Here is a 13,363-nt window from a genome sequence, read left to right as displayed (position 1 = left end):
TCATATCAGTCAACATTGATATTGAATGTAATGCCGCTATCGCGAGCAAGCTCGCTCCCACAGGGGGCGGTGTTCAACAGGACCCAGCGGAGGTTGTGTAAGTAATCATGGACCTGTTTCGAAGCGCCCCGATTGCCCAGCCATTGGCCGCCCGCCTGCGGGCCACCAACCTGGATGAGTACGTCGGCCAGGAACATGTACTCGCCCGCGGCAAGCCCCTGCGCGAAGCCCTGGAGCAGGGCGCCCTGCATTCTATGATCTTCTGGGGCCCGCCGGGGGTCGGCAAGACCACCCTGGCGCGGTTGCTGGCGGAAGTCTCGGACGCGCATTTCGAAACGGTGTCGGCCGTGCTGGCCGGCGTCAAGGAAATCCGCCAGGCGGTGGAAATCGCCAAGCAGCAGGCCGGCCAGTACGGCAAGCGCACCATCCTGTTCGTCGATGAAGTGCATCGCTTCAACAAGTCGCAGCAGGACGCCTTCTTGCCCTATGTCGAAGACGGCACGCTGATTTTCATCGGTGCCACCACCGAGAACCCTTCGTTCGAACTCAACAACGCCTTGCTGTCCCGCGCGCGGGTCTACGTGCTCAAGAGCCTCGACGAGGCGGCGATGCGCAAGCTGGTGCATCGCGCGCTCACCGAAGAGCGCGGCCTGGGCAAGCGCCACCTGAGCCTCAGCGACGAAGGTTTCCAGATATTGTTCAGCGCTGCCGACGGCGATGGCCGACGCCTGCTCAACCTGCTGGAAAACGCCTCGGACCTGGCCGAAGACGACAGCGAGATCGGTGTCGAACTGCTGCAAAGCCTGCTGGGCGATACCCGGCGCCGCTTCGACAAGGGCGGCGAGGCGTTCTACGACCAGATTTCGGCGCTGCACAAGTCGGTGCGCGGCTCCAACCCGGACGGCGCGTTGTACTGGTTTGCGCGGATGATCGATGGCGGTTGTGATCCGCTGTACCTCGCACGCCGTGTAGTACGCATGGCCAGCGAAGACATCGGCAATGCCGATCCGCGCGCGCTGAGCCTGTGCCTGGCAGCCTGGGACGTGCAGGAACGCCTCGGCAGCCCGGAAGGCGAGCTCGCCGTGGCCCAGGCCATTACCTACCTGGCCTGCGCGCCGAAAAGCAACGCCGTCTACATTGGCTTCAAGGCGGCGATGCGCAGCGCCGCCGAGCACGGCTCCCTCGAAGTGCCGTTGCACCTGCGCAACGCGCCGACCAAGCTCATGAAACAGTTGGGCTACGGCGAGGAATACCGTTACGCCCATGACGAGCCTGACGCTTACGCCGCCGGCGAAGACTATTTTCCCGAGGAACTCGACCCCCAACGGTTCTATCAGCCGGTGCCCCGTGGCCTGGAGCTGAAGATCGGCGAGAAGCTCAACCACTTGGCGCAATTGGACCGATTGAGTCCACGGCAGCGGAGAAAACCGTGATCCCCTTGATTCTTGCAGTCTCCGCCGGCGGCGTTGCCGGTACGTTGTTGCGTTTCGCCACGGGCAACTGGATCAGTGCAAATTGGCCGCGGCACTTCTATACCGCGACGCTGGCCGTTAATATCGTGGGCTGTCTGCTGATCGGCGTTCTTTACGGCCTGTTCCTGATTCGCCCCGAAGTGCCCATCGAGGTGCGCGCGGGGTTGATGGTCGGCTTTCTTGGCGGCCTGACGACTTTTTCATCCTTTTCACTGGATACGGTGCGCCTGCTGGAAAGCGGGCAGGTGCCGCTGGCCCTGGGCTATGCGGCCATCAGCGTGTTCGGCGGGCTGCTCGCCACCTGGGCCGGCCTGTCCCTGACCAAACTTTGATAACGAGAGACCGACATGCTCGATTCCAAACTGTTACGTAGCAACCTTCAGGACGTAGCGGACCGCCTGGCATCCCGTGGCTTTGCCCTGGATGTCGCGCGCATCGAAGCGCTGGAAGAACAGCGCAAGACCGTCCAGACCCGCACCGAAGCCCTGCAGGCTGAACGTAACGCGCGCTCCAAGTCCATCGGTCAGGCCAAGCAGCGCGGCGAAGACATCGCGCCGCTGATGGCCGATGTCGAGCGCATGGCGGGCGAGTTGAGTGCCGGCAAGACCGAACTGGACGCGATCCAGAGTGAGCTGGATTCGATCCTGCTGGGCATCCCGAACCTGCCTCACGAATCGGTGCCGGTGGGTGAAGACGAAGACGGCAACGTCGAAGTACGTCGCTGGGGCACGCCGAAAGCCTTCGATTTCCCGGTACAGGACCACGTCGCCCTGGGCGAGAAATTCGGTTGGCTGGACTTCGAAACCGCCGCCAAGCTGTCGGGCGCGCGTTTCGCCCTGCTGCGCGGGCCGATCGCCCGCCTGCATCGCGCACTGGCGCAGTTCATGATCAACCTGCACGTCACCGAGCACGGCTACGAAGAGGCCTACACGCCATACCTGGTCCAGGCGCCGGCGCTGCAAGGCACCGGTCAGTTGCCGAAGTTCGAGGAAGACCTGTTCAAGATCGCTCGCGACGGCGAAGCCGACCTGTACCTGATCCCGACCGCCGAAGTCTCGCTGACCAACATCGTTGCCGGCGAAATCGTCGACGCCAGGCAACTGCCGATCAAGTTTGTCGCCCACACGCCGTGCTTCCGCAGTGAAGCCGGCGCATCTGGCCGTGACACCCGCGGCATGATCCGCCAGCACCAGTTCGACAAGGTCGAGATGGTACAGATCGTCGAGCCGTCGAAATCCATGGAAGCCCTGGAAAGCCTGACCGCCAACGCCGAGAAAGTCCTGCAACTGCTCGAGCTGCCGTATCGCACCCTGGCGCTGTGCACCGGCGACATGGGCTTCAGCGCGGTCAAGACTTACGATCTGGAAGTCTGGATCCCGAGCCAGGACAAGTACCGCGAGATTTCGTCGTGCTCCAACTGCGGTGATTTCCAGGCCCGCCGCATGCAGGCGCGTTTCCGCAACCCGGAAACCGGCAAGCCGGAACTGGTCCACACCCTCAACGGCTCCGGCCTGGCGGTGGGTCGTACGCTGGTCGCCGTGTTGGAAAACTACCAGCAGGCCGACGGTTCGATCCGGGTGCCTGAAGTGCTGAAGCCGTACATGGGCGGCATCGAGGTCATCGGCTAAATGGACTATCTGCCACTGTTCCACAACCTGCGCGGCAGCCGCGTGCTGGTGGTCGGCGGCGGCGAGATTGCCCTGCGCAAGTCTCGCCTGCTGGCGGATGCCGGTGCCCTGCTACGGGTGGTCGCACCCGACATCGAACCGCAGTTGCGGGAACTGGTCAGTGGCAGCGGCGGCGAATGCGTGCTGCGTGGCTACGTCGAGGCGGATATGGACGGCTGCGGCCTGGTCATCGCCGCCACCGACGACGAGCCGCTCAATGCCCAGGTTTCGGCCGACGCCCACAAGCGCTGCGTGCCGGTCAACGTGGTGGACGCGCCTGCGCTGTGCAGCGTGATCTTCCCGGCGATCGTCGACCGCTCGCCGCTGGTTATTGCGGTGTCCAGCGGCGGCGACGCGCCGGTGCTGGCACGGCTGATCCGCGCCAAGCTGGAAACCTGGATTCCATCGACCTACGGGCAACTGGCCGGCCTGGCGGCGCGCTTTCGCAATCAGGTCAAGCAACTGTTTCCCGATGTGCAGCAACGGCGGGCATTCTGGGAAGAGGTTTTCCAGGGCCCGATCGCCGACCGTCAACTGGCCGGGCAGGGCGCCGAGGCCGAGCGGCTGCTGCGCGAGAAGATCGACGGCCAGGCGCCGAACGCGCCGGGGGAAGTCTACCTGGTAGGCGCCGGGCCGGGTGACCCGGACCTGCTGACCTTCCGCGCGCTGCGCCTGATGCAGCAGGCGGACGTGGTGCTTTACGACCGTCTGGTGGCCCCGGCGATCCTCGAGCTGTGCCGGCGCGACGCCGAGCGGGTTTACGTCGGCAAGCGCCGGTCCGAGCACGCGGTCCCCCAGGACCAGATCAACCAGCAATTGGTCGACCTGGCCCGGCAGGGCAAGCGTGTGGTGCGGTTGAAGGGCGGCGATCCGTTCATCTTCGGTCGTGGCGGCGAAGAAATCGAAGAACTGGCGGCCCATGGCATCCCGTTCCAGGTGGTCCCGGGCATCACCGCCGCCAGTGGTTGCGCGGCTTACGCCGGGATCCCGCTGACCCATCGCGACTACGCCCAGTCGGTGCGTTTCATCACCGGCCATCTCAAGGACGGCAGCAGCGATTTGCCCTGGGCGGACCTGGTATCGCCAGCGCAGACGCTGGTGTTCTACATGGGCCTGGTGGGGCTGCCGGTGATTTGCAACGAATTGATCAAGCACGGTCGAGCGGCGGACACGCCAGCGGCGCTCATCCAGCAAGGCACGACTTCAAACCAGCGGGTGTTTACCGGTACCTTGGCGGACCTACCGCGGCTGGTGGCCGAGCACGAGGTGCATGCGCCGACACTGGTGATCGTCGGGGAAGTGGTGCAGTTGCGCGAGAAGTTGGCTTGGTTTGAAGGGGCTCAGGGGCAGGTCTGAAGACCGCGCCGCGCCCTTCGCGAGCAGGCTCGCTCCCACAGGGATGAGTGTAACCATTGTGTTTCAACACTCATCAACTGTGGGAGCGAGCCTGCTCGCGAAGAGGCCCTCACCAATTACACAGATTCCAGATCAATCCCGCGCTCCGCGCCAGATCCCTTTCCCACTCAACCTCCCTCGATCATGCACCACCCTGAAGTCCTGCTTCGGCCCCTTGGGCACGATCCCATTGGGGTTGATGGTCTTGTGGCTGCCGTAGTAATGCCCCTGGATATGGGTGAAATCCACTGTCTCGGCAATGCCTGGCCACTGATACATCTCCCGCAGCCAGTTCGACAGGTTCGGATAATCGGCGATGCGTCGCAGGTTGCATTTGAAGTGGCCGAAGTACACCGCGTCGAAACGGATCATCGTCGTGAACAAGCGGATGTCGGCCTCGGTCAGGTACTCGCCAGCCAGGTAGCGGCGGGTGTCCAGCAGGGCTTCCAGATGGTCCAGCTCGGCAAACAGCTGATCAAAGGCTTCTTCGTAAGCCGCCTGGGTGGTGGCGAAGCCGGCGCGGTAGACGCCGTTGTTCACCGCCGGATAGATGCGCTCGTTCAACCCATCGATTTCGCCGCGCAGGTGCTCTGGATAGAGATCCAGGTCGTTGCCAGTCAAACCATCGAAGGCGCTGTTGAACATGCGGATGATTTCCGCTGATTCGTTGTTGACGATGCGCTGCTGCTGTTTATCCCACAGCGCGGGCACAGTGACACGGCCGGTGTAGTTCGGTGTATCGGCGGTGTAGCGCTGGTGCAGGAAGTCGAAGTGGTCGAGCTTGTCGCCCGTCGAGCCGTGAGCCTGATCGAAGGTCCAGCCGTTTTCCAGCATCAGGTAGCTGACCACTGAAACATCGATCAGCTCTTCCAGGCCCTTGAGCTTGCGCAAGATCAGCGTGCGGTGGGCCCAGGGGCAGGCGAGGGACACATAGAGATGATAACGACCGGCTTCGGCGGCGAAGCCGCTCTCGCCGGAAGGACCGGCGCTGCCGTCGGCGGTTATCCAGTGGCGGCGTTGCGCCTGTTCACGCTGGAAACTGCCGTCCTTGCTTTCATACCACTGGTCCTGCCAGCGGCCCTCGACCAACAAACCCATCTCGATCTCCTCAACCTGGTAAACGTTGGAGAAGAGTCTATGCCGATAGGTTCGAACAAAAAGCGCAAAGGTTGGTCGCTGATGATCGACTAAATCGATCTGTTCCGCGCGTCCCAATACTGCCGGGCTTTGTCGAACGCTTCTTCGCGAGACAAACCCAGGCCGCGCAAGGCCAAAGCCATCGTGGCGATCAACGCCAGTTGCGGGTAGCTGTCCTCGACGTCGCCGCGCCAGACGGCTTTCATATGCTCAGGGTCGAGGCGCTCCGGCTTGACGTGGCGCTGCTCCGACAGGCGTGGCCATTCTTCGTCCCAACTGGCGCCACCGGTGGTGCCGTACAGATGGCTGTCGGCGTCCGGATTGATTTCGATCTCGCCGCCGTCGCCCTTGATCACGATGGCGGTGTCGCCCAGCAACCCGCTGGCCTCGCGATGCACGGCCTGGTAGCCAGGATGGAAGATGCTTTGCAGACCGCAACGTGCGCCCAGTGGATTGAGGATCCGCGCCAGGGAATGGATCGGCGAGCGCAGGCCGAGGGTGTTGCGCAGGTCGATCATCCGTTGCATCTGCGGTGCCCAGTCCACCAGCGGCATGAAGGCCAGGCCGCCGGTGTCCAGCGCCGTGCCGACCTGTTGCCAGTCGCGGCACAAGGGAATATCCAGCAAACCCAGCAACTGTTCGGTGTAGAGCCGACCCGCCGTGTGGGCACCGCCGCCGTGCATGAAGATCCGCACGCCGTTTTGTCCCAGGCATTTGGCCGCCAGCAGATACCACGGCAGGTGGCGCTTCTTCCCGGCGTAGGTCGGCCAGTCGAGGTCTACCGCCAGTTGTGGAACCACCAGGCGTTGACGCAGGGCGTCGGTGAAGCCGGCCATTTCCTCGGCGCTTTCTTCCTTGTGCCGCAACAGCATCAGGAAGGCGCCGAGCTGGGTCTCTTCGACCTGCTCATCAAGCACCATGCCCATGGCCTCGCGGGCTTCTTCACGGGTGAGGTTGCGGGCGCCACGCTTGCCTTTGCCAAGGATGCGCACGAATTGGGCGAACGGATGTTCGGCCGGGGTCTCAAGGGTCAGCGAAGGAAAGTCGGTCATAAGCAATTCGTCGGTTTGGGCAGGCCCGCCAGTTTGGCGGCGAGTTTGGCGGGAGTGCCTTTGAACAATCGGTTCAGGTGCAGGCTGTTGCCCTTGTCCGCGCCGAGTTTCAGCGCGGTGTACTTGATCAGCGGCCGAGTGGCGGGGGACAGCTGGAATTCATCGTGGAAGGCCCGGAGCAGTTCGAGGATTTCCCAGTGCTCGGGGCTCAGCTCGATGTCTTCGGCGGCGGCCAGGGCTGTGGCCACTTCCGTTGACCAGTCATTGAGATCGGCCAGGTAGCCGTCCTTGTCCAGCGCGATGCTGCGCGCGCCCACGGTCAGCACGTTCATAGCCAGGAGTTGACCTTGTCATGCTCGATTGAAAGCTCGACGAAGGCCGGATAATCAATGGCTTCGGCCCAGTCCGGAATGTGCAGGGCACGGCCCTGGGCGTCTTCGGCAAGGACGAACACCTTGCGAGCGGCGGCCTGGAGTGCAGCGAACGGTTCGGTGCCAGGTTGCAGCGCGTAAGTCGCGTCGCCGCACAGCAGCAGCGCATCGTGGCTCCCCAGTATCCGCAGGCAACTGGCGAGGCGGTTATCACCGAACGGCGAATGGGACAACACATGCAGAGTCGACATCAGAGGGTGATCACCTGGTCGTAACGGTCAATGAGCGCGGCGATGTCCGCTGCACCCAGCACTTTCAAAGCGTCCAGTGCCAGGGCATCGGTGGCGATGCCACGCTCGGCGGCGCTGTCGGCGCAGACAAACAGGTCTTCGACGCCGAACATCGGCAATGCCTGCAAATTGGCGCTCAGGTCTTTTTGCTGGAGGGCCTTGGCGTTTTGCCCGGCGCTGAGCTGGAACACGCCGTCATCGAGAAACAGCAGGCCAATGGGCAGGTCGAACGCACCGCCGGCCAGCACGATGTCCAACGCTTCCCGGGCTCCGGGGCCAGACCACGGAGACTGACGGCTGATGAGCAATAACGACTTGGCCATCATGCGCCTCCAAAACAGATCAAGCGGTCGGCGTCCTGGATCGCATCGTGCAGCTGACCCAGTCCGGAAAGGGCCCAAGGCGCTTCGACGCTGATTGCCGAACGCTGATAGCGCTGGGCCTCTTCAGCGTCGAGCACACCACGGCGCAACGCCGCCGCGATGCAGACGACGCCGTCGAGCTGATGGTCGCTGACGAAGGTTCGCCATTGCCGGGGCAGATCCTGCTCATCCTGAGGCGTGACGATGCTGTTATCGGCGTTGTAGACGCCGTCCTGGTAGAAAAACAGCCGCACGATCTCATGCCCACCGGCCAGCGCGGCTTGCGCAAACAGCAAGGCGCGGCGCGAGGAGGGCGCATGGGCGGCGGAAAACAGCGCGATGGCGAACTTCATGACAGACCCGATCCGTAAAACTGCGGCCATGATAAAGCTTTATGGGCGTCGGGGCGATTCTCGGAACGGCTGGAGCTTTCGTGGCGAGGGAGCTTGCTCCCGCTGGGCTGCGAAGCGGCCCCTGGATCGTGCTGCTCGGTGTGTCAGGTGAGTTGAGTCGCCTTTTTGGGCCTGCTGCGCAGGCCAGCGGGAGCAAGCTCCCTCGCCACGGGGTTCACTTCAGTCCATGAGACCATGTAACTGGCAGTACTCAGCCCACTCCATTCCCGCCATCTCCGCGACCTCCCTGTGCACTTCCATGCGCTGGGCCTGGTAGTCCTCGGCGGAGGCCGCCGTCAGCGACAGCGTCAGCTCCCAGGCAAACAGACCCAGGCGCTCGGCCTCGGCTTCGAACGCCTCATGCAAGCGCTCGGCGCGATACTGCGCAGCGGTTTCGCCCTTGGCCTGGGCCAGCAGGGGGTTGAGGTTGTCCAGCTCGACACGCAACTGCGGGCGTTCGTCGAGAAAGATCTCCAGGGCTCGTTCGTGCTGCTGTCCGGTTGCCGCCATGGTTGCTCCTTGAGTCAATGTCCCGACAGGTTGCGTGAATCGATAGCCATTGTCGCGGGCAAATTTCAGTAAAGCCGCACGTAGGCGCGGATCGCAGTGCTAAAGTCGGTTTTTTTCTCGATGAGTGAACGCGATGCGAATGCTGATGGTGGCCGTGGCCGCAACCCTGCTGGCCGGCTGCGCGGGTTCGGCGATGGAACAGGCCCGGACCCAAGCCCCCTACAAGACCCTGGCCTCGGACAAGCCGGAGCAGAATGTCGCCCAATGCGTGAAGTTCGCCTGGGAAGACGAAGCGGTGTTCGGCGTCGATGCCGGTGCCTACCTGCAACCCGGCAAGCAGGGTGGCTCGACGGTGTACACCCGCTCGGCCGAATCGTTTGTCGATATACAAGCCAGTGCCACCGGCACGGCGTTGAACTACTACGCCAAACAGGATGATTTTGTCGCCAAGCGCCGGTTGGCGGCGTTGGCGACTTGCCTCTGAACACCTGATCCTGGTGTGGGAGGGTATGGGAGGTCAGTCAGCGTTCGGCAGGCGTTTCTGGAAAAAGAAACGCTGATGCCCCGGCGGGTAGTCGTCGATCTGCCCACACTCGGTAAAGCCATGCCGGCGGTAGAAGTCCGGGGCCTGGAAGTCGAAGGTGTCGAGCCAGATACCTACGCAATCCTTCTCCCTGGCCAGCTGTTCGGCCATCTGCATCAGTTGCGAACCCGTGCCTTGGCCCCGGGCCTGTTCAGGCACTACCAGCAGTTCGATATAGAGCCAACGAAAAAATACTCGGCCGTAGAGTCCGCCGACGATTTCGCCGTGCTCGTCCCGCACCAGCCAGGCGACCAGTTCCGGCGCGCTTCCACCGGTCTGAGCCGTGTTATAGGCGCGTAGTGGCGCGAGGATGGTCTGGCGTTGTTCATCGGTTGGAGCGTCCGTGCGTTCGATTCGCAGCGTCATCGGCGATGTCCTTGTGCGAGGATGATCAAGCACACGAGCCTACAGTAAACAGGCATATTGTTTAAACCGAGCCATACTCGTGTGTGCTTTTGAAGCGATCCCGACCCTAAAACAAGAAGAGACCGACTCATGAAGTTCGAATCCCTGGCCCGGACCCTCATCGCCACTTCGCTCTCCCTTTGCTGCCTGACTGCCCACGCTGCGTCCCAGGCCCCGGTTGCCGCCGAGAACGGCATGGTCGTCACCGCCCAGCACCTGGCGACCCACGTCGGCGTCGACGTGCTCAAGAACGGTGGCAACGCGGTGGATGCGGCAGTCGCGGTGGGCTACGCCCTGGCGGTAGTCTACCCGGCGGCGGGCAACCTTGGCGGTGGCGGCTTCATGACGCTGCAGATGGCGGATGGCCGCAAGACATTCCTGGATTTCCGCGAAAAAGCGCCATTGGCCGCCACCGCCGACATGTACCTGGACAAGGACGGCAACGTCATTCCCGAGCTCAGCACCCGCGGGCACCTGGCGGTGGGCGTGCCCGGCACCGTGTCCGGCATGGAACTGGCGCTGAAGAAATACGGCAGCAAGCCCCGGGAGGAACTGATCGCCCCGGCGATCAGGTTCGCCGAGGAGGGTTTTGTCCTTGAGCAAGGTGATGTCGACCTGCTGGAGACCGCCACGGACGTGTTCAAAAAGGACATGCGCGACTCCGGCGCGATCTTCCTGCACAACGGCGAGCCGATGCAGGCCGGCCAGAAACTGGTGCAGAAAGACCTCGCCAGGACCCTGCGGGAAATTTCCGCCAAAGGCGCCGACGGCTTCTACAAAGGCTGGGTGGCCGACGCCCTGGTGACTTCCAGCCAGACCAACAAGGGCATCATCACCCAGGCCGACCTGGACAAATACAAGACCCGCGAGCTGGCCCCGGTGGAATGCGACTATCGCGGTTATCACATTATTTCCGCACCACCGCCCAGTTCCGGTGGTGTGGTGCTGTGCCAGATCATGAATATCCTCGACGGGTATCCGATGAAAGACCTGGGCTTCCATTCGGCCCAGGGCATGCACTACCAGATCGAAGCCATGCGTCACGCCTATGTCGATCGCAACAGCTACCTGGGCGACCCGGACTTTGTGCAGAACCCCATCGACCATCTGCTGGACAATAACTATGCGGCAAAACTGCGCGCCGCGATCGAGCCGCAAAAGGCCGGCGATTCGCACAAGATCAAACCCGGCGTGGCGCCTCACGAGGGCAGCAACACCACCCACTATTCGATCGTCGACCAATGGGGCAACGCCGTCTCTGTCACCTACACCCTCAACGACTGGTTCGGCGCCGGCGTGATGGCGAGCAAGACCGGGGTGATCCTCAACGATGAAATGGACGATTTCACCGCCAAGGTCGGCGTGCCCAACATGTACGGCCTGGTACAGGGCGAGGCCAACGCCATCGCACCGGGCAAGGCGCCGCTGTCGTCCATGAGCCCGACCATCGTCACCAAGGACGGCAAGACCGTGATGGTCGTCGGCACGCCGGGCGGCAGCCGCATCATTACCGCGACCCTGCTGACCATCCTCAATGTGATCGACTACGGCATGAACCTGCAGGAAGCGGTGGACGCACCGCGCTTCCACCAGCAGTGGATGCCGGAGGAGACCAACCTGGAAACTTTCGCCGCCAGCCCCGATACGCTCAAGCTGCTGGAAAGCTGGGGTCATAAGTTCGCCGGCCCGCAGGACCCCAACCACATCGCCGCGATCCTGGTGGGCGCGCCGTCACTGGGTGGCAAGCCCGTGGGCAAGAATCGCTTCTACGGTGCCAACGATCCGCGCCGCAACACCGGGTTATCGTTGGGCTACTGAGCGCTCGGAGAGGCAAGCATGAGCAGCGCATTGCTGATTATCGACGTCCAGGCCGGGCTGTGCACGGGCGAAGAGGAATGCTTCGACAGCCCACGCCTGCTCGGCACCATCAACGACCTCAGTGCCAGGGCTCGGGCTGTCGGCTTGCCGGTGATCCTGGTCCAGCACGAAGAACCTGAGGGCTCGTTGGCTTATGGCAGTGCCGCCTGGCAATTGGCCGACGGCCTGCTCACCGCCGCGGATGACTTGCGGGTGCGCAAGACCACGGCGGACGCGTTCTACCAGACCGACCTGCTGGCGCTGTTGCAGGCCAGGAGTATTGACCGCGTGGTGATCTGCGGGCTGCAGACCGATCACTGCATCAATGCCACCGTGCGCCAGGCCCATGCCCTGGGGTACGAAGTGGTGTTGGCCGCCGATGCGCATTCGACGGTGGACAATGGCAGCCTGTCGGCCGAGCAGATCATTGCCGATCACAACCAGCGACTGGGGCGGCTGAGCAGCGCGGTGTCGCGCATTGATGTGGTACGGGCCGCCGGGATTCGCCTGTAGCCGATACTCACTGCCTGGCCTGAGGAGCAGGCCGGGCTGGCACTCCAGTGCGCAGCGACCGCAAGATTTTCAGGCCCGCTTCGCAGGCCAGCGGGAGCAAGTTCCCTCGCCACAAGGGCCGTCGTTTTATGGATTACGCGATCAGCATAGCAGCGCGAGCATTGGCGGCAGGCGATCCAGTAGCGGCGCTCAATCGCATCGCCTTGCGCACCGATGCCCCGGCCCTCGCGCTGCGCGGCATCGCCATGGCGCAGCTGGGGGATCTGGACAAAGCCAGGAGCCTGATGCGCCGGGCAAGTACGGCGTTCGGGTCCAAGGCGGCCGTGGCGCGAGCACGGTGTATCGTGGCGGAGGGCGAGATCGCCTTGGCTTCCCGTGACCTGGCGTGGCCCATGAAGCGCCTCGACGCCGCGCGGACGGTACTCGAAGCCTGTGGTGACCGGGCGAACGTCGGTCACGCTCATGCGATCGAAATCCGCCGCCTGCTGTTGCTCGGTCACCTTGGCGAGGCCGAGGGCAAGCTTGCTGATCTGAATCTTTCCAGCTTGCCTGTGGCGTCTCGAGCCGCTTGTGAACTGGTGGCGGCGGGGATCGCCATGCGGCGCCTGCAAGCGCAAACCGCTCACGCCGCTCTGGAAAGGGCCGGCCAGGCCGCACGGCAAACGGGCATCAGCGCGCTGAACGCCGAAGTCGAAAGCGCCTGGCGCATGCTGAGCTCACCGGCGGCGCGTCTGATCAGCCGGAACGAAGAGCGCTTGCTGATTCTTGAAGAGGTACAGGTGCTGCTGGCCGGTGCGGCGCTGGTAGTAGATGCATGCCGGTATGGCGTCAGTAGCGCTGGCAGCCAGGTTTCCCTCGCCCGGCGCCCGGTGTTGTTCGCCCTGGCCCGCGGGCTGGCCCAAGCCTGGCCGGGCGATGCATCGAGGGAAGCGCTCATGGCCGAGGCCTTCGGCTTGAAACTGACGGATGAGTCCCACCGCGCCCGGCTGCGGGTCGAGATGGGGCGGTTGCGGGTGGCGCTGCGGTCATTGGCCGAGGTGAAGGCAACCCGCAGCGGTTTTATCCTGATTCCCAGTCAGGCCGACGAGGTCGTGGTGCTGGCGCGCGTCATCGAAGAACCTCACGGCGCGGTGCTGGCGCTGCTTGCCGATGGCGAAACCTGGTCCAGTTCGGCCCTGGCGCTTGCCTTGGGCAACAGCCAGCGCAGCGTGCAGCGGGCCTTGGAAACCCTCGCCGCCTGCGGCAAGGCGCAAGCGTTCGGTCGTGCCAGGGCCCGGCGCTGGATGGCGCCAACGATGCCTGGATTCGCGACGGCATTGTTACTCACTGCGTTGCCAGTGGCTGGTTAGGATGCAAT

General features: G+C 63.5%; 16 protein-coding genes. 8 read left to right on the top strand and 8 right to left on the bottom strand.

Annotation, left to right across the window (positions count from 1 at the left end; genetic code table 11):
* Window positions 1-107: 107 nt before the first annotated feature.
* From J3P94_RS17595 to cysG, 4 genes are read left to right on the top strand one after another with little or no spacing between them, the layout of a single operon-like run.
* A complete protein-coding gene (locus J3P94_RS17595; RefSeq protein WP_434569009.1) occupies window positions 108-1,433 on the top strand; it encodes a replication-associated recombination protein A in 1,326 nt (441 codons plus the stop codon).
* Window positions 1,430-1,804 carry a fluoride efflux transporter CrcB gene (crcB, locus tag J3P94_RS17590; protein WP_207961507.1) on the top strand — a complete coding sequence of 125 codons (375 nt, stop codon included), beginning with the start codon at window positions 1,430-1,432 and terminating at the stop codon, window positions 1,802-1,804. The genes J3P94_RS17595 and crcB overlap by 4 nt, the downstream gene beginning before the upstream one ends.
* Window positions 1,805-1,819: 15 nt before the next feature.
* A complete protein-coding gene (gene serS / locus J3P94_RS17585) occupies window positions 1,820-3,100 on the top strand; it encodes a serine--tRNA ligase (protein WP_434569008.1) in 1,281 nt (426 codons plus the stop codon).
* Complete coding sequence (gene cysG / locus J3P94_RS17580) at window positions 3,101-4,495, top strand: siroheme synthase CysG (protein WP_434569007.1); 1,395 nt, start codon at window positions 3,101-3,103, stop codon at window positions 4,493-4,495.
* A gap of 132 nt (window positions 4,496-4,627) precedes the next feature.
* On the opposite strand, the gene J3P94_RS17575 is transcribed toward cysG, so the two are convergent.
* The 7 genes from J3P94_RS17575 to J3P94_RS17545 form a co-directional block, all read right to left on the bottom strand.
* Complete coding sequence (locus J3P94_RS17575; protein ID WP_434569006.1) at window positions 4,628-5,632, bottom strand: glutathione S-transferase family protein; 1,005 nt, start codon at window positions 5,630-5,632, stop codon at window positions 4,628-4,630.
* A gap of 89 nt (window positions 5,633-5,721) precedes the next feature.
* Window positions 5,722-6,723 (bottom strand): glycosyl transferase family protein, encoded by a 1,002-nt coding sequence (locus J3P94_RS17570; RefSeq protein WP_434569005.1) that lies wholly within the window; start codon window positions 6,721-6,723, stop codon window positions 5,722-5,724.
* Window positions 6,720-7,055 carry a TusE/DsrC/DsvC family sulfur relay protein gene (locus J3P94_RS17565; protein WP_305495521.1) on the bottom strand — a complete coding sequence of 112 codons (336 nt, stop codon included), beginning with the start codon at window positions 7,053-7,055 and terminating at the stop codon, window positions 6,720-6,722. Before J3P94_RS17565 ends, J3P94_RS17570 begins: the two co-directional genes overlap by 4 nt.
* The gene (gene tusB / locus J3P94_RS17560; RefSeq protein WP_434569004.1) at window positions 7,052-7,345 is read right to left on the bottom strand and encodes a sulfurtransferase complex subunit TusB; all 294 of its coding nucleotides are present in this window, start codon (window positions 7,343-7,345) and stop codon (window positions 7,052-7,054) included. The genes J3P94_RS17565 and tusB overlap by 4 nt, the downstream gene beginning before the upstream one ends.
* The gene (gene tusC, locus J3P94_RS17555; RefSeq protein WP_434569003.1) at window positions 7,345-7,707 is read right to left on the bottom strand and encodes a sulfurtransferase complex subunit TusC; all 363 of its coding nucleotides are present in this window, start codon (window positions 7,705-7,707) and stop codon (window positions 7,345-7,347) included. Before tusC ends, tusB begins: the two co-directional genes overlap by 1 nt.
* Entirely contained in the window at window positions 7,707-8,099 is a 393-nt protein-coding gene (tusD, locus tag J3P94_RS17550) for a sulfurtransferase complex subunit TusD (RefSeq protein ID WP_434569002.1), read from the bottom strand. The genes tusC and tusD overlap by 1 nt, the downstream gene beginning before the upstream one ends.
* Before the next feature lie 219 nt (window positions 8,100-8,318).
* Complete coding sequence (locus J3P94_RS17545) at window positions 8,319-8,648, bottom strand: DUF6388 family protein (protein ID WP_434569001.1); 330 nt, start codon at window positions 8,646-8,648, stop codon at window positions 8,319-8,321.
* A 133-nt stretch (window positions 8,649-8,781) separates the two neighbouring features.
* Here J3P94_RS17545 and J3P94_RS17540 point away from each other — a divergent pair, with 133 nt between their 5' ends.
* On the top strand, window positions 8,782-9,132 hold the full coding sequence (locus J3P94_RS17540; RefSeq protein ID WP_434569000.1) for a hypothetical protein: 351 nt from the start codon (window positions 8,782-8,784) through the stop codon (window positions 9,130-9,132).
* A gap of 33 nt (window positions 9,133-9,165) precedes the next feature.
* Here J3P94_RS17540 and J3P94_RS17535 read toward each other — a convergent pair whose 3' ends face one another.
* Window positions 9,166-9,597, bottom strand: a complete 432-nt coding sequence (locus J3P94_RS17535) for a GNAT family N-acetyltransferase (RefSeq protein WP_434568999.1) — start codon at window positions 9,595-9,597, stop codon at window positions 9,166-9,168.
* A 129-nt stretch (window positions 9,598-9,726) separates the two neighbouring features.
* Here J3P94_RS17535 and ggt point away from each other — a divergent pair, with 129 nt between their 5' ends.
* The 3 genes from ggt to J3P94_RS17520 all read left to right on the top strand — a co-directional run bounded on the left by ggt (window position 9,727) and on the right by J3P94_RS17520 (window position 13,355).
* Window positions 9,727-11,454: a gamma-glutamyltransferase gene (ggt, locus tag J3P94_RS17530; RefSeq protein ID WP_434568998.1), complete on the top strand. Its 1,728-nt coding sequence runs from the start codon at window positions 9,727-9,729 to the stop codon at window positions 11,452-11,454.
* 18 nt (window positions 11,455-11,472) lie between these two features.
* Window positions 11,473-12,006: a cysteine hydrolase family protein gene (locus tag J3P94_RS17525; RefSeq protein ID WP_434568997.1), complete on the top strand. Its 534-nt coding sequence runs from the start codon at window positions 11,473-11,475 to the stop codon at window positions 12,004-12,006.
* Window positions 12,007-12,134: 128 nt separating this feature from the next.
* The gene (locus J3P94_RS17520) at window positions 12,135-13,355 is read left to right on the top strand and encodes a helix-turn-helix domain-containing protein (protein ID WP_434568996.1); all 1,221 of its coding nucleotides are present in this window, start codon (window positions 12,135-12,137) and stop codon (window positions 13,353-13,355) included.
* The last annotated feature ends 8 nt before the right edge of the window (window positions 13,356-13,363 follow it).

This window comes from Pseudomonas sp. Z3-8 (assembly GCF_051131975.1).
GTDB lineage: Bacteria > Pseudomonadota > Gammaproteobacteria > Pseudomonadales > Pseudomonadaceae > Aquipseudomonas.
Note: the sequence above shows the minus strand (reverse complement) of the source record. Positions and strands in the feature narration are given on the sequence as shown.